This is a genomic window from Lysinibacillus sp. FSL R5-0849 (genome assembly GCF_038595075.1).
Classification (GTDB): Bacteria; Bacillota; Bacilli; order Bacillales_A; family Planococcaceae; genus Lysinibacillus; species Lysinibacillus fusiformis.
The window spans coordinates 3,164,782-3,185,511 of sequence record NZ_CP152004.1 but is presented as its reverse complement, the minus strand read 5'-3'; the positions used below and the strand labels follow the sequence as shown (position 1 = coordinate 3,185,511).

The 20,730-nt window shown below is 32.8% G+C and carries 29 protein-coding genes and 1 pseudogene; 25 read left to right on the top strand and 5 right to left on the bottom strand.

Annotation, left to right across the window (positions count from 1 at the left end; genetic code table 11):
* Positions 1 to 249 precede the first annotated feature (249 nt).
* The 21 genes and pseudogenes from MKY80_RS15665 (at position 250) to MKY80_RS15565 (ending at position 12,446) form a co-directional block, all read left to right on the top strand.
* Entirely contained in the window at positions 250 to 687 is a 438-nt protein-coding gene (locus tag MKY80_RS15665) for a hypothetical protein (RefSeq protein ID WP_342530135.1), read from the top strand.
* Positions 688 to 780: 93 nt separating this feature from the next.
* A complete protein-coding gene (locus tag MKY80_RS15660; RefSeq protein WP_342530133.1) occupies positions 781 to 1,164 on the top strand; it encodes a YopX family protein in 384 nt (127 codons plus the stop codon).
* Positions 1,161 to 1,700 (top strand): ERCC4 domain-containing protein, encoded by a 540-nt coding sequence (locus tag MKY80_RS15655; protein WP_342530131.1) that lies wholly within the window; start codon positions 1,161 to 1,163, stop codon positions 1,698 to 1,700. Before MKY80_RS15660 ends, MKY80_RS15655 begins: the two co-directional genes overlap by 4 nt.
* Positions 1,701 to 1,827: 127 nt before the next feature.
* A complete protein-coding gene (locus MKY80_RS15650) occupies positions 1,828 to 2,076 on the top strand; it encodes a hypothetical protein (RefSeq protein WP_342530129.1) in 249 nt (82 codons plus the stop codon).
* A 148-nt stretch (positions 2,077 to 2,224) separates the two neighbouring features.
* Positions 2,225 to 2,545: pseudogene (locus MKY80_RS15645) on the top strand (transcriptional regulator); the annotation flags it as partial.
* Between the two features lie 240 nt (positions 2,546 to 2,785).
* Positions 2,786 to 3,787 carry a hypothetical protein gene (locus MKY80_RS15640; RefSeq protein WP_342530127.1) on the top strand — a complete coding sequence of 334 codons (1,002 nt, stop codon included), beginning with the start codon at positions 2,786 to 2,788 and terminating at the stop codon, positions 3,785 to 3,787.
* 110 nt (positions 3,788 to 3,897) lie between these two features.
* On the top strand, positions 3,898 to 4,629 hold the full coding sequence (locus tag MKY80_RS15635) for a hypothetical protein (RefSeq protein ID WP_342530125.1): 732 nt from the start codon (positions 3,898 to 3,900) through the stop codon (positions 4,627 to 4,629).
* Positions 4,630 to 4,750: 121 nt separating this feature from the next.
* Complete coding sequence (locus MKY80_RS15630; RefSeq protein ID WP_342530123.1) at positions 4,751 to 5,113, top strand: hypothetical protein; 363 nt, start codon at positions 4,751 to 4,753, stop codon at positions 5,111 to 5,113.
* Positions 5,114 to 5,229: 116 nt separating this feature from the next.
* Positions 5,230 to 5,448 carry a hypothetical protein gene (locus MKY80_RS15625; RefSeq protein ID WP_342530121.1) on the top strand — a complete coding sequence of 73 codons (219 nt, stop codon included), beginning with the start codon at positions 5,230 to 5,232 and terminating at the stop codon, positions 5,446 to 5,448.
* Between the two features lie 149 nt (positions 5,449 to 5,597).
* Complete coding sequence (locus MKY80_RS15620; RefSeq protein ID WP_342530119.1) at positions 5,598 to 5,969, top strand: hypothetical protein; 372 nt, start codon at positions 5,598 to 5,600, stop codon at positions 5,967 to 5,969.
* Between the two features lie 140 nt (positions 5,970 to 6,109).
* The gene (locus MKY80_RS15615) at positions 6,110 to 6,448 is read left to right on the top strand and encodes a hypothetical protein (RefSeq protein ID WP_342530118.1); all 339 of its coding nucleotides are present in this window, start codon (positions 6,110 to 6,112) and stop codon (positions 6,446 to 6,448) included.
* Positions 6,441 to 6,767 (top strand): hypothetical protein, encoded by a 327-nt coding sequence (locus MKY80_RS15610; RefSeq protein WP_342530116.1) that lies wholly within the window; start codon positions 6,441 to 6,443, stop codon positions 6,765 to 6,767. Before MKY80_RS15615 ends, MKY80_RS15610 begins: the two co-directional genes overlap by 8 nt.
* Before the next feature lie 329 nt (positions 6,768 to 7,096).
* A complete protein-coding gene (locus tag MKY80_RS15605) occupies positions 7,097 to 7,258 on the top strand; it encodes a hypothetical protein (RefSeq protein WP_342530114.1) in 162 nt (53 codons plus the stop codon).
* 242 nt (positions 7,259 to 7,500) lie between these two features.
* Positions 7,501 to 7,770 carry a hypothetical protein gene (locus MKY80_RS15600; RefSeq protein ID WP_342530112.1) on the top strand — a complete coding sequence of 90 codons (270 nt, stop codon included), beginning with the start codon at positions 7,501 to 7,503 and terminating at the stop codon, positions 7,768 to 7,770.
* Positions 7,771 to 7,906: 136 nt separating this feature from the next.
* Positions 7,907 to 8,104 carry a hemolysin XhlA family protein gene (locus MKY80_RS15595; protein ID WP_342530109.1) on the top strand — a complete coding sequence of 66 codons (198 nt, stop codon included), beginning with the start codon at positions 7,907 to 7,909 and terminating at the stop codon, positions 8,102 to 8,104.
* A 1-nt stretch (position 8,105) separates the two neighbouring features.
* Positions 8,106 to 8,363, top strand: a complete 258-nt coding sequence (locus MKY80_RS15590; protein ID WP_342530108.1) for a phage holin — start codon at positions 8,106 to 8,108, stop codon at positions 8,361 to 8,363.
* On the top strand, positions 8,363 to 8,626 hold the full coding sequence (locus MKY80_RS15585; protein WP_342530106.1) for a hypothetical protein: 264 nt from the start codon (positions 8,363 to 8,365) through the stop codon (positions 8,624 to 8,626). Before MKY80_RS15590 ends, MKY80_RS15585 begins: the two co-directional genes overlap by 1 nt.
* The gene (locus tag MKY80_RS15580; protein ID WP_342530104.1) at positions 8,583 to 9,053 is read left to right on the top strand and encodes a hypothetical protein; all 471 of its coding nucleotides are present in this window, start codon (positions 8,583 to 8,585) and stop codon (positions 9,051 to 9,053) included. Before MKY80_RS15585 ends, MKY80_RS15580 begins: the two co-directional genes overlap by 44 nt.
* A gap of 405 nt (positions 9,054 to 9,458) precedes the next feature.
* The gene (locus tag MKY80_RS15575) at positions 9,459 to 10,025 is read left to right on the top strand and encodes a hypothetical protein (RefSeq protein WP_342530102.1); all 567 of its coding nucleotides are present in this window, start codon (positions 9,459 to 9,461) and stop codon (positions 10,023 to 10,025) included.
* A gap of 21 nt (positions 10,026 to 10,046) precedes the next feature.
* Complete coding sequence (locus MKY80_RS15570) at positions 10,047 to 10,964, top strand: hypothetical protein (RefSeq protein WP_342530100.1); 918 nt, start codon at positions 10,047 to 10,049, stop codon at positions 10,962 to 10,964.
* Positions 10,965 to 11,115: 151 nt separating this feature from the next.
* A protein-coding gene (locus MKY80_RS15565) for an IS3-like element ISBsp3 family transposase (protein ID WP_085961712.1) occupies positions 11,116 to 12,446 on the top strand; the annotation gives its coding sequence in 2 pieces (ribosomal slippage) (positions 11,116 to 11,494 and positions 11,494 to 12,446; 1,332 coding nt in all).
* Positions 12,447 to 12,523: 77 nt separating this feature from the next.
* Here the strand turns inward: MKY80_RS15565 and MKY80_RS15560 are convergent.
* The 3 genes from MKY80_RS15560 to MKY80_RS15550 all read right to left on the bottom strand — a co-directional run bounded on the left by MKY80_RS15560 (position 12,524) and on the right by MKY80_RS15550 (position 14,867).
* Positions 12,524 to 13,594 (bottom strand): Ig-like domain-containing protein, encoded by a 1,071-nt coding sequence (locus tag MKY80_RS15560; RefSeq protein ID WP_342530099.1) that lies wholly within the window; start codon positions 13,592 to 13,594, stop codon positions 12,524 to 12,526.
* A 135-nt stretch (positions 13,595 to 13,729) separates the two neighbouring features.
* Positions 13,730 to 14,296, bottom strand: coding sequence for a hypothetical protein (locus MKY80_RS15555; protein ID WP_342530097.1), 567 nt, complete (start codon positions 14,294 to 14,296; stop codon positions 13,730 to 13,732).
* 100 nt (positions 14,297 to 14,396) lie between these two features.
* The gene (locus MKY80_RS15550; protein ID WP_342530095.1) at positions 14,397 to 14,867 is read right to left on the bottom strand and encodes a hypothetical protein; all 471 of its coding nucleotides are present in this window, start codon (positions 14,865 to 14,867) and stop codon (positions 14,397 to 14,399) included.
* Positions 14,868 to 15,272: 405 nt separating this feature from the next.
* Here MKY80_RS15550 and MKY80_RS15545 point away from each other — a divergent pair, with 405 nt between their 5' ends.
* A complete protein-coding gene (locus MKY80_RS15545; RefSeq protein WP_342530093.1) occupies positions 15,273 to 15,671 on the top strand; it encodes a hypothetical protein in 399 nt (132 codons plus the stop codon).
* Positions 15,672 to 15,946: 275 nt separating this feature from the next.
* Complete coding sequence (locus tag MKY80_RS15540) at positions 15,947 to 16,618, top strand: hypothetical protein (protein WP_342530091.1); 672 nt, start codon at positions 15,947 to 15,949, stop codon at positions 16,616 to 16,618.
* Positions 16,619 to 17,158: 540 nt separating this feature from the next.
* Here the strand turns inward: MKY80_RS15540 and MKY80_RS15535 are convergent.
* Together MKY80_RS15535 and MKY80_RS15530 are read right to left on the bottom strand one after the other, a co-directional pair.
* Positions 17,159 to 17,338: a hypothetical protein gene (locus tag MKY80_RS15535; RefSeq protein WP_008179517.1), complete on the bottom strand. Its 180-nt coding sequence runs from the start codon at positions 17,336 to 17,338 to the stop codon at positions 17,159 to 17,161.
* Between the two features lie 153 nt (positions 17,339 to 17,491).
* Positions 17,492 to 17,776: a hypothetical protein gene (locus MKY80_RS15530; RefSeq protein ID WP_090002557.1), complete on the bottom strand. Its 285-nt coding sequence runs from the start codon at positions 17,774 to 17,776 to the stop codon at positions 17,492 to 17,494.
* Between the two features lie 1,126 nt (positions 17,777 to 18,902).
* Here MKY80_RS15530 and MKY80_RS15525 point away from each other — a divergent pair.
* Both MKY80_RS15525 and MKY80_RS15520 read left to right on the top strand, forming a co-directional pair.
* On the top strand, positions 18,903 to 19,169 hold the full coding sequence (locus tag MKY80_RS15525; RefSeq protein ID WP_152333898.1) for a hypothetical protein: 267 nt from the start codon (positions 18,903 to 18,905) through the stop codon (positions 19,167 to 19,169).
* A 49-nt stretch (positions 19,170 to 19,218) separates the two neighbouring features.
* Entirely contained in the window at positions 19,219 to 20,568 is a 1,350-nt protein-coding gene (locus MKY80_RS15520; RefSeq protein WP_342530086.1) for a M20/M25/M40 family metallo-hydrolase, read from the top strand.
* Positions 20,569 to 20,730: the final 162 nt, after the last annotated feature.

Below are 20,730 nucleotides of genomic sequence, written 5' to 3'. Positions count from 1 at the left end.
GGTTGTTTTTATTGTTAATAATTACTTTTGTTATTTGTTTTGGATATTAATAAAAAATTAAAAAATAAAAAAATATATATATAAGGGCTGAAACTCCGTAACAGGTAATAAAAATAACAAAAATCCTCAAACCCTTGGGGCTCTGAGGTTCGTTAGGGTTATTTTTAGTAACACTTCGGTAATTTATAGTTATTTTCAGTAACAATTTGATAACGGATTTTTAACTTTCGTTAATTGCGAGGTGATAGATTGCAAGTTTTAAAATTTCTATCAATCATTTGGAAATCAGGAGCAACGATTTATCTGAAAGAAGATGATGTTCATATAGATCATGGTGATAATATTCCAGCAGATGCAATAAAGGTTGGAGAAACCATTTTTGAAGATGTAAAAGAGTGGCTTAAATCATGGGAAGGTGCCAACGGTATTGACCAAACAATGCAAAATATGGTACATGAAGCCTGTGGATGGCAGCACAATCCGAAATTGAATGAGTGGGTATGCGCGGACGTTGATTCATTGATGTTGTTCATGGAGTGGCAAGAAACGTTAGCTAAGAACGGATGGAATGACATTTATACAGACTATCGACAATTTGAAAATGAAGCTTCGAATGTCATGAAGAAAAAGTGTATGAACGTGCTGTTTTATATTCTAATCAAAATAAGTGATTTACAGCCGTTTTAAGACGTTTTAGAGGACGGATGATAAATATATCCAACTTCGAAATAGAACGTATGTACGGTGCTGATATTAGGTGAAAATAAGGAGGTTAAGAGAATGAGAGAGATTAAGTTTCGGGCTTGGGATAAAGAATTTAAACGGTTCAGTGAAAATGCTCTAAATCATACGATTGCTGATATTAATTTCCACACTGATTATGAGTGGATGCAATACACAGGCTTAAAAGACAAGAACGGCAAGGAGATTTATGAAGGCGATATTGTTTTACTCAAAAATGAATTTGCTACTTGGAAAGGTACTGTAATTTTCGATGAAGGTGCATTTAAACTTTCAATAAATCAATCATATGGTAATTCAAAAAATCACTTCAGTAAAACAGATGAAATTAATGACATGGGTGCGAGAATCCAACTAAATAATATTTATGTAGTTGTTGCCAACATTTACGAAAATCCTGAATTGCTAGGTGATTCGCAATGATTCATTACGCTTACACCGATTCAGAGCTAAACAAAATCATGAAAACCATGACGATTGTAGTTGATACTCGCGAACAAGTAAATGGCCATATACTTGAATATTTACGAAGCAAGGATGTACCAATCAAATTGAAGAAGCTAGACACTGGCGATTACACAGCGATGTTACCGAAAAATGAAGAGCTTGGCATCATGCGAGATATTTATTTAAACAGTGGAGTTGAACGAAAAGCGAGTGTTGATGATATTGTGGGCAACTTAGGTAAGGACGAGCGTACACGCTTTGAAAATGAATTAATTCGAGCGCAAAATATGCCTTTCACAAGCCTTCTTGAAGATCCAGAAGGCTATAAAAAAATTCTAAACGGAACTTATAGAAGTAAATACGATCCACTTGCTTTGCTTGGCTCGTTAAATACTTTCAAGGCTCGTTACGGCTTCGAAATTGTCTACTTAGATAATAAGTTTAGTGGAAATTGGATATATCATTATTTCTATTACCAAATGAAGAACTATCTAAAGAGAGGGGCGTTCTAACCATCATGAACATGTGGAATGGGAACGCGGATTAATGATAAAAAAATACATTTCTTAGCTAGCTAATAATCTAAAATAATTTAAAATATATCCTAGGTAATTCAATTAAAGGGATTTGGAGGATATAATGGTTAGTTTATTTATTTTACAAGGTTTATCACTTTCAGGCGCTGACAAGTATTTATTAGAAGCAGGTTATATAGAAGAAGAAACTATCGAGAAAAATAGTCTTGAATGCGACATTATCATAACTTATGTTTATGTACTTTACGATAAAGAAGGCAAAGTTATAGATCGAATTGGCTACGTTGAATATTGTTTTATCGATGAAGTTGGTGATCAAGATGCATTTAAAGTTGAATGGATAAGATTATAAAACTAAAAGTGTAGCAAGGAATGACTATAGCTCACTTTTAAGAAATAAACAAACAAGGTAGGTGCTGCACATGCCTACGTTATCGCGTAGTGATATACAGACAATCGAAAGATATTGGATTGAGCTGGAGTAAAATAGAAAGAAATTAAAATATCGTGAATGGGAGCTGTTGCATCCACATAATGAAGGTGGGGAAATGGTTGGGGGTCGTAGTAATACGATTTCTGACACGACAGCCAAGAAGGCAATGCTTCTAACCAATGACGATTATTACCAAAACTTAAAACGCATCATCAAGACTGTGGAAGACCTATACAATGAGTTAGACGATGATATGCGTTACTGGGATACAGATGGCTGTTATGAATGGGAGGATATAGCTGACAAGTTATATATTTCTCGTCATAAGGTATTGCGTAAACGTAACATCTTAATAGATAAAACAGCGGAAAGAATTGGATGGGTATAAAAGTGAACTTCTTAACACTAGGGAAGTTCGCAAAAAAACAGTGTAAATTGATATTATCAAGTTTTATCAAAAGCGTACAAAAATACGCTAACAAAAATAAGCATTACAAAATAAACACGCTCGCTTGTACGTGTATTTCGGAAACAAGTATATTAGACTACATTTCTAAATGAGAGGTAGTCTTTTAGTATTCTTTTATGTATAATTTAGTAGTTATTTACATAAAAGGAGAAACGATTTATGAGTACTCAGGTTCCAATAAGTATTTCTGCTTGGTGGCTATTAATAATTCCGATTTTATTATTTCTCTTAATTGGAATAATTGTATTAATAGTCAACCAATTAGCAAACACTAAGCAGAGAAAAATAAGTGGAGAGGATAGTGAAAACAAAAAATGTGATGATAAAACCCTAACGAGTTGGATAGAAAAAAAGGATTTATTATACTGGCTTTTAATTATTTGCTTAGGAACAATTAGTCTTTTTACTTTTAGATATAAAGATGCAACAGAGGTAATTAGTCATTGGGGATTTGCTGGAACTATTGTCTCAATTATTTTGGCCGTGGTAGCTATAGGGTTCACTTTGTTTCAAACACTATCTAGTAATCTTTCAAGTGAAAAAATTGCTGTATCTGCAGATAAAATAGAAAAAGCTACAATTGACTTAGATTCTGAAAGATTAACTGAATCAAGTAAAATAATGAATGAAGCTGCGGATTTCTTAAAAGAGAAATTATCGTATTTTGAGGACAAACTAAACTCAATTAATTCAACTCAGGAACAAATAAGCAAGTTAGCTCAATCTGGATTTGAAAGGATGTATTCTAGTAATACATCTGAAGGGGATAGTATTGATATTATTGAATTAGATTCGTTTGTAAATAAATTTTTACCCAAATCTCCGTACCTAATTGTTTTATTCACGTATACAATTTTTAAGTTACAGCAATATAATCAAGCTGTAACTAATGAAGTAAAAAGGGATATTTCGAAAAAATTAACTATGAGTCGGAATAATGATGAGTTTTTTAGAGGTACAATGTACGCTTCCATGGGAGTTGTTCATACAATTATGAGAGACTTAGGGGTTTTAAGTAAATTTGAAGAAATTCCACAGAAGGATAAGGAAATTATAATTAATAAATGTAATGAACTCGGAAAGAGTTTTAAGAGTTTTAAGCAATTTAATGATTTATCAATAATTGATGAATATATTATAAGTTTAACTGAGAAGAAATAAGAGAAAAACTAAAATAAGTTGAGAGTTAATGATAACTAATCCACGCTTTTTTTCATTGTCTTTTTATTATGCTTGAGAGGATCTTGTAAATGTGTGTCAGAAACAAGCAATTGGATATAGGCCAATATGAAAGCTTAATATTAGATAATTGGGCATTTGCTGGTACAATTGTTTCGATAATTTTAGCTGTAATTGCTATCTTGTATACATTTGACCAAAGTTCAACTACGGTAGCATCTACTAAGAAACTAGAAGAATCTGCAAATAGAGTGGAAGTAACAACAAAAGAGTTGAAAAACAATAACGTTAAAATGGTTGTTTCAGAACTAGAAGAAAAATTAAGTAACATTCTCTCAAAAATGCAAAACGAAATTACAAATGAATTTCGTGCTTTTTCTTTATTTTCAGAGCAAAAGGTAGATAACTCTCCAGTAGACATTAATCTAAATATGAGTGATGAAGATTGGAAAAAATATGTACATAAAAATATTACTAAAGACCTTACATTTGAAGGTTTATTTATAAGTTATGCATATTATTTATTTATCCATAAAAAAAATTACAATTTCCAATCTACCGTAGAGTGGTTTGAAAACATGGGGATGGATAAATCGGGATCAGAAATTGGGAATTATATCGTACAAGGCCGATTTATGTTGTTAAAGTCATTTAATATTATAAACTATGAGCCTGTAATTTCAGAAGATATTAATGTTGCAAAGGTAAGCGATATTAACAATACACTAAAAAAAGAAATTGATATTATTTTTAATGGTCAAGATAATAATGAATCAATCAAACATGCAATAGAAGCGTTAAATAAAACATTTGCTAGAAATTAAATGGGAAGTTTTGAAGTCACACCATCTAATGGGGTGTGGCTTTTTATTATGATTATATTCCTAGAAGTGACATTTTAATCCCTTTAAACTAAGATGATAGTACAAAGGAGGTGTGGTTGATTTGTCAAATATCATTCAAAAGTATAATAAAGATTTATTTTACACTAGTAAAATCATGAAAAAGTATAAGGATGAAAAGTCCTTAGAAAAATTAAGTGTAGAAGAATTAAATATAATGATTCGCACAACTGAGTATGGAATACAACAACTGCTTGGACATAAAAGTTTATTTACGTCATCATTTAGTACTCTGATTGCTTTGGCAATAGTTTTGTTTACTTTTGAAAATGAAAGAATGCTGACATTATTGGGTGTTGCTGGATATGTATTTATCTTATCCATTTATTATTTTTTATCAAACAGGCAAATTAATAAATTAGATGCATACTTAAGTACACTTAGATATGTAGAAGCGAACAAGTAATACATAATAGTCGCACTCATTATGAGTTGCGGCTTATTATTATCTTTATATTTCTTATAATGACAATCCATTCCATTTATCCTATGATATAGGTAGATGGGAGGTGCCAAAAGTACATGGGTATGCAATCTGGTTTTTACAATGTTGTTCAAGAAGGCGTATACGTATCAGAATTTAATGAGATAGTATGGGAATACAAAGTAATCAAAAAAGATTTTGAAGAGCATCTTTTTTTAATGGCCAGAGATTTTATCTCTGAACGTCGAGTGCCAGATTATCCAATAAATTCAATTGAAGATGTAAGAGAAGCTTTAGAATTTCTTTCAAACAGGTAAATAAAAAATGGTAACCAAGTCACATTCATTTAGAGTGTGGCTTTTTATTATGCCTTGAGAGATGGTATTTGAAATCTACAACGAAACTTTTCACCTCCAATTCCGTAGAAATAATTGGAAATAAAAAATGAGTTGTGGGTGAATAGATAATGAGAGATTTTTTAAAGGAAATTATTAAAGAAGTTAAAAGGCAACTAACAAATGAACAACCATCAATAGAGAACATTTTAGATGGAACAATAATAGATTGGTTCATACCTATTTTCGATTTCATACTGTTCCCAGAAGTCTATCTTTTCTTAGCTTCTTCATTAATGTGGAAAATGATTTCTTCATTACTACTGGCAGGTATGATTATTATTATTGCTTTGTTTATAGAAAAAGTTATAGAGAAAAAGACTAGTAAAGAAAAGGTTGAAGAATTGGATGAAAAATTAGCATGGTTCATACTCGCTCCAAGTCTGTTCTATGGAGTAAAAGGGTTAGCATATGGTTTTCTTTTATTCAAACCAATGTTATAGCTATAAGCTATCTCATATCGAGATGGCTTTTTATTATACAATTAACTAAGAATTGTGGAGGGATGAATTATGCAAGTTTGTGAATGTATGAATGACTCGTCTCATGTATTTAAAGGTAGACATTTAGATGGTGTGATGGTGTGTCTTGTCCTATTTGTGGAGGACCTGTCTTACCTAAGCCTTACGATGAGAGGAAGGATAGTAACCTTCCGTATTACAGGGACTTAAAGAAACAATCGTCAAAACGAAAGTCTGCAATCACTATTGATTTGAATTTCGATGACAAATCTAAATTAAAGCTACGAGCAATAGCCAAGCATGTAGGTGCATTGGCTGATGAGTTGGATGCGATTGATAATGCAGATATTGAAAAGCAAAAAGAATTTACAGTATCAATTGGTACTTTAAATAATAAAAACGCTGAGGATATTGCAAATGGTTTGAAGCGTTTATCAACACGATTACAAGGTATTGAATAACATGGAACCAATCATTGTTAAGTGCAACAAGTCATGCGGTCACAGGTTCAATGTCCAACACTTCAAGCTAGACAAACTAAATAACAAAGTCCAAAAGACATACTTCAACTGCCCTAACTGTGGACGTGAGTATGTCTGTTTTTATACAGATGAATCAACACGTAAGCTACAGGCAAAGATGCGTGAGCTACACCGCAAGATGAAGTGGGCTGATGCTCATAAGCTAGACCAACTAAAGCAGGACGAGGCACAGCTTAAGGACACCATAGCACAGGACATGGCGAGGGTGAAGCAAGAGGTAGAGCAGCATGAACAGTAAACCTCTACGACCATGCAACAAACCCGGATGTCCAAACCTAACGCGTAATTGAAATATGGATTATCATGGTCTGGATATTAACTCACCAAACTCGGTTGTCCCCAACTCAGCTATCTACAACTCCGATTATAAGATTTGTTATCTTATTTACAACGTTACTGATTATACAGTTCCAGATAACGAGTTCATCACGCAAGTTACCGAGCAAGAATATAAAGACTTCATAGATTCACTAGAACCTATACAACCAGTAATTTCTGATTCGGAAAAAATCGCTCAACTAGAAGAAATAATACAAACACTTATTTTAGAGAAAGAGGGGCTATTATATGAATCAAGTTATCATTGATTTCCTAGTATATCGTATTACTTCTGGAGCATTGGCGTATAAAGAATGCATTATCAAACGACCTGATTTAAAAGAAGGAATAGATGTATCACTTCAAGCGAAAAAATCCGAGCATTTAATAAACGATATCGAAAACAAGTAGACGCAACATAAGCTAGCGTTATGCATTAATCTTAACCATTAACATTTTGAAGAACTATTAACATTCCTCAATATTTAATTTATATATATATGCATATAGTTAAAGTGGGGAAATAAGTTATCTATTGTTGACGGATCGCCGTATGCGATGAAAGTTGCCTGTACGGTGAAGGCTCGTTATAAAACCGAGATAAAATGGTATAAGACGAGAATAGCGTACCATCAACACCGAATGTAACAATAATGCCTGGATTTGAGAGTGGACATGCACGTTCTATGTCCATAAATAGTGTTACTGTTTATTATTTAGAAGCAATAATATTTGAAAACTCAGGAGGGACCGTTACATTTAGAAATCCAACATCTTCGAATTCATCAGTAGTAACAGTATCTTTAGAAAATGGTGCTGCAATAAAGATAAATAAGGTATCAACTGGAAGTTCAGTAATAACAGTAGATTATATTGATAGTAAGGGTGTTACAGGTATGTATGTAATAAATGTTGACAACTAATTATTAAACCTCACCATTTGGTGGTGAATCTTTTTTAAAGCCTTCCACAGATAATTGTGGAGGGCTATTTTTATACAACAAGACCTAAGCAATGCACTGTGCCGAACAGTGCTATTTTTATTTGTGAGGTGTTGACATGGATCAACGAATAGAAAGATTAGAGAGTGATATGACCGATGTGAAAACACGTCTTGCCGTAGCTGAATCAAATATCAAGGAAATTCGAGAGGATTTAGGCGGGATTAAAGACAATACAACATGGATATTGAGATTGTTAATTGGCGGTCTTGCAAGTGCAGTATTGGCTTTTATTAGTAAAGGAGGATTGATGTAATATGAAAATCAACTGGAAAGTACGTCTACAACATAAGCAATTTTGGGTATCATTAATCGCATTATTACTAGTGCTCGCTAATCAAACAGCGGGCATTTTTAATGTCGATATTACGATTTACAATGCACAAATCACAGCCATTTCAGAGACTGTATTAAGCATATTAGGTTTGCTTGGTATTATTATCGACCCGACTACCAAAGGTACCTCAGACAGTGAGCAAGCATTGAATTATAACAAACCAAAGGGTGAAAAATAATGATGCACATCAGACGAAATTTAGTGTTAGCAGCCATTGCTATTAAAGTAACAGGAGGACGAAAAAACGCTCGTAGAAAAGTATGTATTCATGAAACTGATAATACCAAAAAAGGTAGTGGAGCAGACAACCACGCTCGACTACAAGCTAATGGTAATAATCGTCAAGCTAGTTGGCATTGGTCTGTGGACGACAGAGAAGCAATTCAATCTTTTACACATGATTATCAATGTTGGGCGGCAGGTAGTACACAGGGACAATGAGGCTATCCATATAGAAATGTGTGTAAATAGTGATGGCGATTATGTAAGGACTGTACAAAATACAGCAGCATTAGTTGCAAAAATTCTTAAAGATGAAAGTTTAACAATTAATGATGTGGTACAGCACAACTTTTACAGCGGAAAAAATTGTCCTAGTAAGATGCGTTCCACAAGCGCACCTATTCCGTGGAGCAGTTTTTTACAAATGGTTAAAGCAAATATGCAACCTTCACCCCCGAATAATATTGAAAAGGATGATGACACAATGAAATTTACAAATGAAACAACTAAAGCTGCTGTACGTGACTACATTAAACAATCTGTGGATAAAAAGAAAATTGATAAGTCATGGCTTGATAAATTCGACCAAGGTACAATGACAAGTGGTGACTTTGAAGGATTAAAAATTATAATCTCCCAACGATAAAGCAAATGCCTGTTACCTTAATTGGTAAGGGTTTTTTATTTTGGTTATCAGAAATTCAATGTAATGTCAACAGATATTCAAGTACAAATTGTTATTTAAAGATTACAAAATGAATGGTTACTATATTACGATTAACATCAAATTATATGTAGTGAAAACGTTGATAATGTAACTTTAGTATCATTTTCTTATATAAGAACCGCCAAAATGTGGCGTACTTAATGGCGTGATGTGGCGGTCTTTGTAAATTTAGTGTAAATTTAACGCCAAAAAATGGCGTGATTCAACAATTGAAATGAAAAAGTTTCCAATGATAGGATAATAATAACTCGAGGGTGTGCTTACTATAGTAATCAGCTTATTAACAGAATATTAAATTCGATTAATTTATGGAGGGTAAATATATTGAAAAAGTTTATTATTAGTCTAATATCTACATTTTTATTATGCGCAACGATTTTACCAAGCATATCTTTTGCACAAGAAACAAATGAAGGATCTGGAAATGAAAATTATGAATATCCCGAAGGATTAGATAATACCCTTCCTATTGATAACATTGGTGATGGTGAGGAAGCAGTACAACAATTTTGGGTAGGTGCTATATTCAGAGTGGTTTTACAAGCTGGGAAATATATTTCAACAATGAATAGAACAGGTAAGGTAATAAAAACTGCTAGAAATGTTGTAGCTACAGAAGCTCATATTTTTTCAAAAAAGCATCTTGATGGAGGTATACTGAGATTAGGAAAAGATAGACAGCAAATTGTAGACAGAGGGATTGATATAATATCAAAAAATGACGACAACGGAAAGTTGAAACAAGGGCATAATCAAATTTGGACAAATATCAATAACCAGCCAGCTGAGGTAAGATGCTTTGTGAGTAAGGATGGTCAAATAGAAAGTTTTGATATTTTCTTTCGTGCTGTAAGTACGCCTAAACCAGGTGCTAATTTGATTATTGATTAAGAGGCGAGGATGAAAAATTTCATGAAAAAATTACATTCGAACGGACATTCACTTATACAAAATGAAAATACACTATCTTTCGTAAGTTTTTCTGAACAAGAGGATAAAACTTACTATTATCAATATAATGGTGAAAATCTAAAGGAAATATCAAAAAAAACGTATGTGGAAAGTAAATTTGGTGATAAATGGGATGATATATCAAGTCAATTGGAGGAGTCAAATTATTCATACATCGAAAGTATAGCGAATTGTTGGATAAATGAAGAAGGAAAAAGAAAATTAATTAGTCTTAGTGAATACTATATTAATGCATTTGGGGAAAATTGGGAGCATGAATATGGTATTAATATCATACCTCACAATATTTTTTCTGATGTTACTAATTTTATGACATGTGCTATAAGAAATGAAACTATTTGCCTTCTGTGGCCTCATAATATCATATTGCACTTCAATGAGGATGATAAGCTTGTTCAATATATTTTGTTGGAAACCTCTGACTATTATGATACATTGTATAAAATTTGTTCAGATGGACAAGCAGTCTGGGGCGTATCTCCCACTTTGAATTCTGTTGTAAAATATAAATTTCCGAGTTTTGAAATAGAAAAAATCTACCGTTATATGCCTGATGAAGAACTCCCACGAAAGTCAGAAGGTATAAGTAATGAAATCAATGTAATTTATTGTGAAAATGAGCTAACAGGTTTAAATTACCCAGAATATATTTCTTATATCGATGAGAAATTATATATTTGTGATATGGAAAATAAACGAATTGTAACGTTTAATCCAAACAGTGGAAAAATTGAACAATATATCGCTCTGAATTCTAAACCGTTTGAGTTTTTAAAATATAAAAATCAATTTGTTATTCAAACAGACACAGGAATATATTTAATGAATAAGAATGAAAAGAAGGATTTTTCCGACTAGAGATTTCTAAAAAAAGCCCAGGTACTCATTAATGAACTGAACCCCGAATAGTGGACACTTTAAAAAGTGACCCTATTCGGGGTTTTTTGTTCATTTCACAAAAAAATCTCGTTATACTAAATATACGAAATTAAGAACGGGAGAAATTAGCATGAGTAAAATCATTTTTAACGAACATCAGATACGACAAATAGAAGCGAATCGATTTGTAGCATCTGTATCAGATCGTTCTATTCAATATACAGCGGAATATAAAATCTTTGCGGTCAAAGAAAATCTAGCTGGTAAGGGACCTGTACAAATCTTTAAAGAAAACGGGTTTGATTTAGAAGTGATTGGTGTGGAAAAAGCAAGGTCATCGATTAAACGCTGGAGAGCATCTTTTAAAACTCATGGAGAACAAGCATTTTCAGAGGAAAGACGCGGAAAAGGAGGTTCTGGTCGACCAAAAAAAGAACACATGTCAGCTGAAAAGAAATTAGAAAAAGCAGAGGCACGTATTCGTTTACTTGAAGCTGAATTAACACTGTTAAAAAAGCTAGACGAGATGGAAAGGCAGGCAAAGAAACGGCTATTTTAATACCAAGGGAAAAGTATCAAGCAATTAATGATACCGTTCGGCTGTATCAGTTGAAAAATATGACACGTTATTTATGTGATTTGGCAAATGTAAGCCCCAGTGGTTATTATAAATGGCTCCAAAATAGTGAGAAACAAGCGATGCGAGAAGAAGCAGATTTTCAGGACTACGTCCTACTAAAAACGATTTATGATGCGTCAAAAGGAAAAGTTGGTTATCGGGGTCTTTACATGGCACTAGAAGAACTACTTGAAATCCCGATGAATCATAAAAAAATTCTACGATTAATGCGTAAATTCAATCTATATTCGAAAGTAAGACGTGCAAACCCTTATCGAAATCTTGCCAAAGCTACAGAAATCCATCGTCAAGTACCTAATCATCTAAATCGTAATTTTCATCAAACAGAGCCAGGCAAAGTGTTTTTAACAGATATTACGTATTTACAATATCGTGGCGGACAAACAGCGTATCTATCGTGTATAAAGGATGTTGCAACACGAGAAATCGTTGCATATGAGGTATCGACAAATTTACGCATGGAGTTTGTTTATCGTACGCTAAAAAAATTAGAAGAGCATATCAATGACAATTTACATCCTGAAGCGATGATTCATTCAGATCAAGGTTTCCATTATACACACCCAGCATTTCAAAAATGCGTCAAAGAAATGGGATTACTTCAGTCAATGTCTCGCCGAGGAAACTGCCTAGATAATTCGCCAATGGAGTCATTCTTTGGGCATTTTAAAGATGAAATAGAATATAAAGAAGCTGGAAGCTTATCAGAATTAAAATATATGATAGATGATTATATGGAGCACTACAACAATACAAGAAAGCAATGGACGTTAAAAAAAATGACTCCGGCAGCATACCGAAGTCATTTAATCGCTGTTTAATGTAGCAAATGGTCTTTTATTAAACTGTCTACTTTATAGGGTTCAGTTCATAATGTGAGTACCTAGTCTTTTTTTATTTAATATTCTCTTACTTCAAATGAAGCAATTTTATCATGAACAATATATTCCGTTACTTTTTTATAAGGAGATATTGTTTTAGAAAATTTGAATGTGGATGGACCTTGTGCACTATCAAACCAAATTAAGTAGTTGTTTAAAACGGTATTTGTAACATCATATTCTTTTGTTATGCCGTTCACCAATGTGATACTTAGAATAGCATTTGAAGATTCATTACTTGTTTTTTTAACAATTACTGTACTAGTTGCCGCAATATCAGTGCCTTCAATTTTCGCAGTAATAATTGCTTCACCTTCATGAAGGGCCGTAACATTACCACCCTGATCTACGGTAGCAATTGATTCATCACTAGATGACCAGATTACTTTTGCTGTATCAGGTGAAACTGTTGCTATTAACTTATCTTGACTACCTTCCAAAAGTTCTAATGAAATTCTATCTAATGAAATAGATTCACTAGAGTCTATGTTAGTTAAATCTCCATCTATATCTATAGCATCTAGATCATATCGTATAGAATTGTCAGTCCCAACTTTTGACGTTTTATCATCCGCATAAATAGAAACGGAATGTTGCATATCAGTTAATCCAGTTTTTTCATATACTAATGCCATCTTAGTATCAACACCAGTTTGATTAAAACGTTCAATAACTCCATCTATTTCTATTACAATATTAGATGAGCGGTACACAGAACTTTTAAGTCCTATAAGTCTAATCTTCGTACCAGTAAAGTTAAATTTAATTCCATTTAATTCGTTATTAAATGGATGCTTTAAAGAAAAAGATGTATATCCCGAGTTATAATATAGATCGTTTTGAGTTTTGTATACATCACCTAGATACTTAATTTTAAGATTCGAATCATCATATCGCTTCCAACCGATTTCAGGTTTTAAAAGCCTACTCCCAACTACCGCACTGTTTTCAGGAGTATTATTTAAATTAGTAACACCCTCTTCATAATCAACTACCTCTGCTGCCGATGCACTTTCAACATTAAAGCTAACTAGTACTAGCAGCATTAACGCTAAATAAATCAAACTTTTCTTAAAAAAATTTACCACTTATGTATCCTCCTTTAAATTAACAAGACTATTATAAATAGCCTATAAAAACAACTTTAACCAATATGACACTTAAATACCATAATAAAAATCTTTTTATTTAAAAAAGCCACTCGTTTGAGTGACTTAAAATCATTATTTTACAATCTCACCTTTATATAATTTCCAGTTATAATTTACTTCTTTATCTCCACGCGCGCCAACCTCACCTTTTAATGTGATTGAATCGCCTTTTTTCAGTCCTGTTTTAACCGACGGATCAGTCATCTCTACGATAATTACATAAGGTACTAAATCAGCATTTTCATTCCCTAAAGTAATCCAATCAGCACCATTATATGCATCGGTTTTCCCCATAACAATAATGCTATCCTTGATTGTTTCTAAATCAGTAATTACTCCAGTCCATGTTACCATTGCACCTTCAACAGTTGAACGATAAACATCAGAACGTTCAGAAGCACTTAATCCATAAAATGCATCAGCGAATTTCATAAAATCATTTGATTTAAAAGCTTCAATTGTAGCATTTTGAGCTTCTGATGGACTAGTTTCGTTTACTTCTGTTTGAGCAGTAACAGGTTCCTCTTTGACTTCCTTTTCTTCAGTAGATGGTGTTTCTTCTTTTGGTTTTGCCTCTTCCTCACCACAAGCAGCAAGTAAAAATGCTGACAATACTCCAATGTAAAATAATTTCTTCATAATAAAAACCTCCCTTGATATTACCATTTTAGGAAATTACGCAAAGAAAGTATACAAAAAAACAGACAACCATAGTAGTTATCTGTTTAAAATCAAAAAATTACATTTGATACACTAACAAGTCACCAATTCTAACTTTTCCACCATTTGTAATACCTAATCCCACACTAAATATTGGACTTCCAGATACAAAGAAACCATGTGATTTATAACCAAGAATTCTATTATCACCTAATGCGAAAGATGACGTACCACTTCCTACTACTTTTTGGTACTCATTGTTAATCGTAAGGGTATAATCGAGCATAAAAGTTGCATCTAACCCCCAACCATTACGTCCTGTATAAATTCCTTCTTCTGGATTTCCCCATTCACCCTCATTTGCATCTCCACTCATGTGAATAAAACTTTTATAGGAACTATTTAAACCATTAAGTCGAATAACCAATCGGTGGTCTTTTCCTTCTGCTGCTAGTTCGCCTGAGGCAATGATTTTTATCATCCCTGGCCTATCAATAGGGCAAATAATTTCATTTGTATTATCAAAAACTAATTGTTTTATTAACTCCATGTTAATTCCTCCTTACCATATTTAGTATTATTTTTTGCATATATTTGTTTATTTATTCGTAACAAATTTTGTTCAAAATATCATTTAATGTTTCATATATAACTGGCAAGGTGATAGAAGAATAGAGATATACAATAAACCAAACTTAAAAAAACTTCGGTTTAAGCTTGGAAGAAACTATCCACAAAGTCCCTGATAAAAAGACACGTTAAATAATAAAGGCTATGTATTAATTCAGATGTCTCCGTTATTTTTGGAGATACTTAGAACTATTGGTAAGGCTATTTAATTTTTACAGTAAATTAATGAAAAATATTGTATGTGAAATGTAACATAAATACCTTATTTTAGAAATGGAAGTGTATAATATTTTTATATTAATTCTAGTGAGGTGCAATATAAATTATGGATGATAACGATTATAGAAACAATTCAGAGGAAGTAATAAAAAACATTAGTGGAATAGCAGAAGAAATAATTCGAAATACGAATAGCGAAAAAGTTACAGAAAACGATACTATTTCAACTTCTGAGTACATGGCTAGTCTAAATGAAGCACTTAAGTCTGTTGATAAAGAAATTCAAGAGTGTAAATCTTTTGAAGAAAAATCTGATTTACACAAACAAAGAGAAGACATTTTAAATAGGATGAGAGAAGAAAAAGAGAACCAACGTAATTATCAAGCCAATAGAGAGGAAAATGAAAGAAAACATATTAAGTATATTTTTGGTTTTGTTGGTGCGATAGCATTAGGTGTTGGCAGTGTTGCTTTAAAAACTTTATTAGAAGATAAAAAATCATAAATTAACTCCACCCTTGATGGGTGGTTTTTTAATAGTTGTTAAAAATCATTTAATAAGGTATCAGACCACCAATTCCATTATTCTATCCATATATTAATACTAATTAATAAGATTAGAGGTGACAATAGATGGAAGAGAATGAGAAATGTTCTTGTTGTGGTAATCCATATAAACCCTATAAACCGTATAAGCCATACAAGCCTTATAAACCGTATAAATATTGTATACCCACAATACCTGAATACCTGAATACCTGAATACCTGAATATACTAGGATGACAATTTTATTACCAACACCACCAGGGGTAGAACCTTTACCACTTAGCATTTCTTTTGATATAGATACTCGTTTAGATTTTGAAAGAACTCAAAACACTATAATAATGTTAATTAGTTTTTGGGAGCAACACTATGAAGAAAAGGCTGTTTCTGGGACTTCGCAGTGGGCATTATGTGCAGAAAAGTATGCAGAGAAGGAAATTACACCAATATGGATAGATAAAGAAAAGGGTTATCTTATAGATAATGGAGAAAAAGCACTCAACTTTTTGATGGATACACTTACAGAGTTCTTTAGGGAAAATGGTACAGGTAAGATAAGGACAGCAAAAATATTTTACCTAGACCCGGCTTTAAATTCTACAATGTGCAGTAGCAATGGATATAGTGAATTTTGTGTACCGCTGGATGTTGCAATTAATCCTGAAGCGCTGGAAAATGTTTTAATAAGTAATCTAAATTTAACTGGATCTTTATTCCACGCATGGACGCATCGAATGGGATATAGACATCCTGTGAATGTGTATACAACCTATTTCAGCGCAGAAGCAGCCATGTGTCTTATGCGTGGTTTTCAAGACAAAGTGACAAGCGAACCTGATTCAGTCTATACTCAATACTTTGACTGTACAGTATGTCATTCTAAATATTTTCCGACTTTATGTTAGATATGAAAAAGACCACTCCGAAATGGGTGGTCTTAAATTTTCCCCCATCATATCCCCACCAGTCGTAGAAAATAAAGCTCGATAAATGAAAATATCCATGAATAAAATTAAATGAAAAAACTACCGACAAACCCTTACATATCATAGTATTGTCGGCTCTATAGAAGTATAAAAAGATACGCATGAATACAGCATTTCTATAGGAAGCATTCATGGCTGTACTGAAGATGGATGACACGAATTAATATTGATATAGCAGCGTTGGATAAAACAAGTGCTTTTATATCAGTAAGGGGGTTTACCACTATAAAATATTTAAGCAATTCTTATAGAGCTTGAGTGAATGAGTAAGAGATGTATGTAAAATCTTTGTCCACTTTCTTACTGAGGTGGACAGCAATCTGTTATGGTAGCTTGCTATGTCAATGTCTGTTGCTATTAGTAGGTTCCTTTGACTAATTAATAAAAATTAATTACTAATGTAAAAAAAGACCACTTCAAATGAGCGGTCTAAATAGATAAACGTTAAATAGTCTTAGATTATAATGAAGTGGACTTACCTTTTTTCTCATTCATAATAAGGTCTTCTTTATCTGGGTGAGGGAGTTCATCCTTACCCCTATTAGGTTCTTTAATTTTTCCTAGGTCTGCTCCACTAGAAAATGATTGTTTTGTTGGCTCATCTGTTGCAAATTCTGTATTTTTTTTATCTCTTTTCATTTTTGACACCTCCTACAGATATTATTTAACTGATCCGATTAAATATCCCTCGTTTATTTCAATTTAATCGATAAATATTTAAAATGACCTCCCTTTGGTGGTCATTTGATTACTTTTTTCTGAAAATACTTTCATTATGTGTTATAAAACAAATTACGAAAAAAAACGCACATAGCCAATAATTTTCTTGAAAATCCATATCAAACTTTTAATAATAAAATAGAAAAAAATAATATTAACTATAAAACCCATACCTAAAAAACTGAAACCCTTATTAGCATATATATGTAACCAATCAAATGGAAATCCGTAGATACCTATTAAATTTTCTAAATTATCATTATAATTTTCCCTTTTTCCAATAATAAAAGGCAAACAAATAACTAAAATAATACTTAAAAATATGATCCATAAATTCGCCTTTTTGTCATTATCCACTTTCATTCTCCTCATGATGTTATATCTGTATTTAAAAAAACTAAAAAACTGACTTTATTCGCAAATATGTTGTTGGTAATACTGCATTGGCATTAACAAAAGCTAGGGAACTCATTTTTAAGAATTTAACATAACATAAATTGGAAATGTGAATTATTCTGTTTCCCGTTAGAACGCTACTATTTATTTTAAAATAGAAAATTTTGTAAAAAACTAAGGCTATAAAGTATTTATTAACTCAGTTTATTATTCCAATGGGTAAATTTAGTTCATAGTTGATTTGTTGACAGCCTTGTTAAGCCGTCAGTAAATCCTATAAAGTGCTACTCAATCTGTACTTTCTATTGTTGTTTAACTTACAAAATTTGTAATTCGCTTTATTACAAACATAATTTCATGCGTCGAAGTATTTTTGCAAATGTATTATCGGATGAGTTTTGGAGGTTTAGATTTCTAAAATTTAATGAAACACCATTTATGAAAATTATCAGCTATTTGTAAAGGATGCTTCAAATATGAAAAGGCGGTTAGCATGGTCTAAATGGTTAAAGAATATACTAGATGTAATGTAAAGGGTAGAAAAGGGGATGGGGATTATTGGATTATTAAATATTATTATGAGCGCTTTTGGGATTACTATGATAACTTTATTTCTTTTTCTTTGGTCACTTGATGAAGACAAATGGAGTTTAATGGGTATTTCCTCTTACATAATTCCTGCCATATTAATTTATTTTGTTGTTTTTGTGTATGTGTAGAAATTAGATAATTCTAGCAGTGAACTTCATGTATAGTAAATGAATATGAATACTTTTTATCAGGAGGTCGCAGAAGGTCGAAAAATCTATGGACAAGTATACTTATACAAAGATAAAATATTCATTTTCTTTATGTAGAAAATTCAAAAGTAGTAATCCTAGCGCTAGAGTGATTGCTTCAAAATTTATTACTAGTATGGAAGTGAAGATGAATGGCATTCATAAAAGATAGATCATTTAGTGCCTCGAAAACAAGTATGGAGTTTAAGATAGTGGAAACGGGTTCTGTTTCTAGTACAATTAATATTAGTTTTAATTGTGGTAATAATCATTTGGGTTATACATTTTTCGTTTTAAGAAGTGACCTGATGATGTTACATACGTTAATTCTAAGAAATTGGGATGAATTTTTAGAAGCAGGAGTATGGGATTCAACGGATCCTTCCTTTTCGTTGTCTATCTCGGCAAACAAAAGTGAGTTGATTGAAGAACAAATTTACCAATTCCAATGTTGGATAGATGCTGGTGAATATATGTCAAGTAGATCTACTCGTTCTGGGATTGGAATTACCATTTATCAAGATCGAAAAACGATTGAAGATTTTGCATTACAGATAAAGCATGAACTAAATTAGGTTATTATATGTGATTGATTTAACGCATGTGCCTGCAGATGGGCAGATCATGGAATTTCCTAGATATGCAGAAGATTTACTTAAAAATTCGCTGGAACAGTTCCAGCATACGCAAAACCTGAATACAACCCCTAAGCTCCATTTGCTTCTGCGTGAATTACTCGATACTGGTTTTAACGAAAGCTATTTCTCATCGCTGTTTAAGAAGGAAACAGGGTGGAGCTTTGCTGAGTATGTGAATCAAATTCGGGTAGACCAAGCAAAGCTTCTACTACTAGGAGCAAATGACAAATTGCAGGATATTGCGTTGAAAACAGGATTCGCTGACGGTTCATATTTGGGGAAAACCTTTACTAAATATGTTCATCTTTCACCTAGTAGTTTTCGTAAGAGGAGGCATTCTCATCGTATAGTTAGTATACAATTTCATGGGGCATTGGTAGCATTGGGCATTCAACCCCTTGCTACTACACGGAAGTTGCTTCAATCTTCTAAGCTATTGCATAAACGATTACCGACCATTGTGGAAATAGAGTCCTTTGATCTACTCGAAGAGATACGCCAGCTCGAACCAGAGTTAATTGTGGCACCAACTTATTTTTATAACTATCCTGATATAATGAAAACACTCGAACAAATTGCCCCTGTTTTAACAATTCCTTGGGGGCAGTTGGACAAGCTGGAAGAGGTAAGACTGCTTGGAACACTACAAGGGCGTACACAACAGGCTGAAGAGTGGATTAATAATATATTCTTTTTATTCCAACATGCCGAGGAAACTGGTGATGGTGCTGTAGAATGTGCCGTCTTAATAGAAGAAAAGAAAATTGATGAGATTTTTGGCTGGCATAATATGAGTGGCATTAAGGAAAATACGGTTTATGTTATCAATGGAACAGTTCAGTATGCATCAAAAGGAATGTCTATCTATATGGAGGGGGTACCTTCTCATGCAAATGAACCCGAGAATGGCATAAACCCTGCTTTTGCCATAGCAAAAATTATTGATAGCATTCCAAGCTTTATTGATTCAACAGGGAATAAAGGTAATGTATTATGTACCGTCGTTCAAGTTGATATCGGAGAGAAAGCATTTGGTGTCAACGCAAGTAAGGGTACATTACGATTGACTATCCGAGCTCTATATGAGGAAGAAATGGGTAAACTTCAGCATAAATTGGAAAATGTAGCACAAGCAGAAGCAGAAAAATATGGGCTGAAAATTCGTTTTGAATATCAGGATGAATTCCCTGAAACGGCTAACCACGAAGAGAGCTCCGATAAAATACGTCAGGTTTGTGCAGAGAAAAATATACCAATGCTCGAGTTAAAGGAGGCTTTCCGTGCTTCAGAGGATTTTGGTCATTATACAAAACTGACAAAAGGCTCTTACTGCTAAATAGGGAATGGAGAGGATTATCCAAACATCCATACCTTTGAATATGATTTTAAAGATGACCTGATCGTAACAGGAGTTGAATTGTTTAAAGGGCTTGCTGAGCTATAGACATAGATGAATAAGAAAACCAAAAGGAATCACCGTAAAGCGGGTGATTCCTTT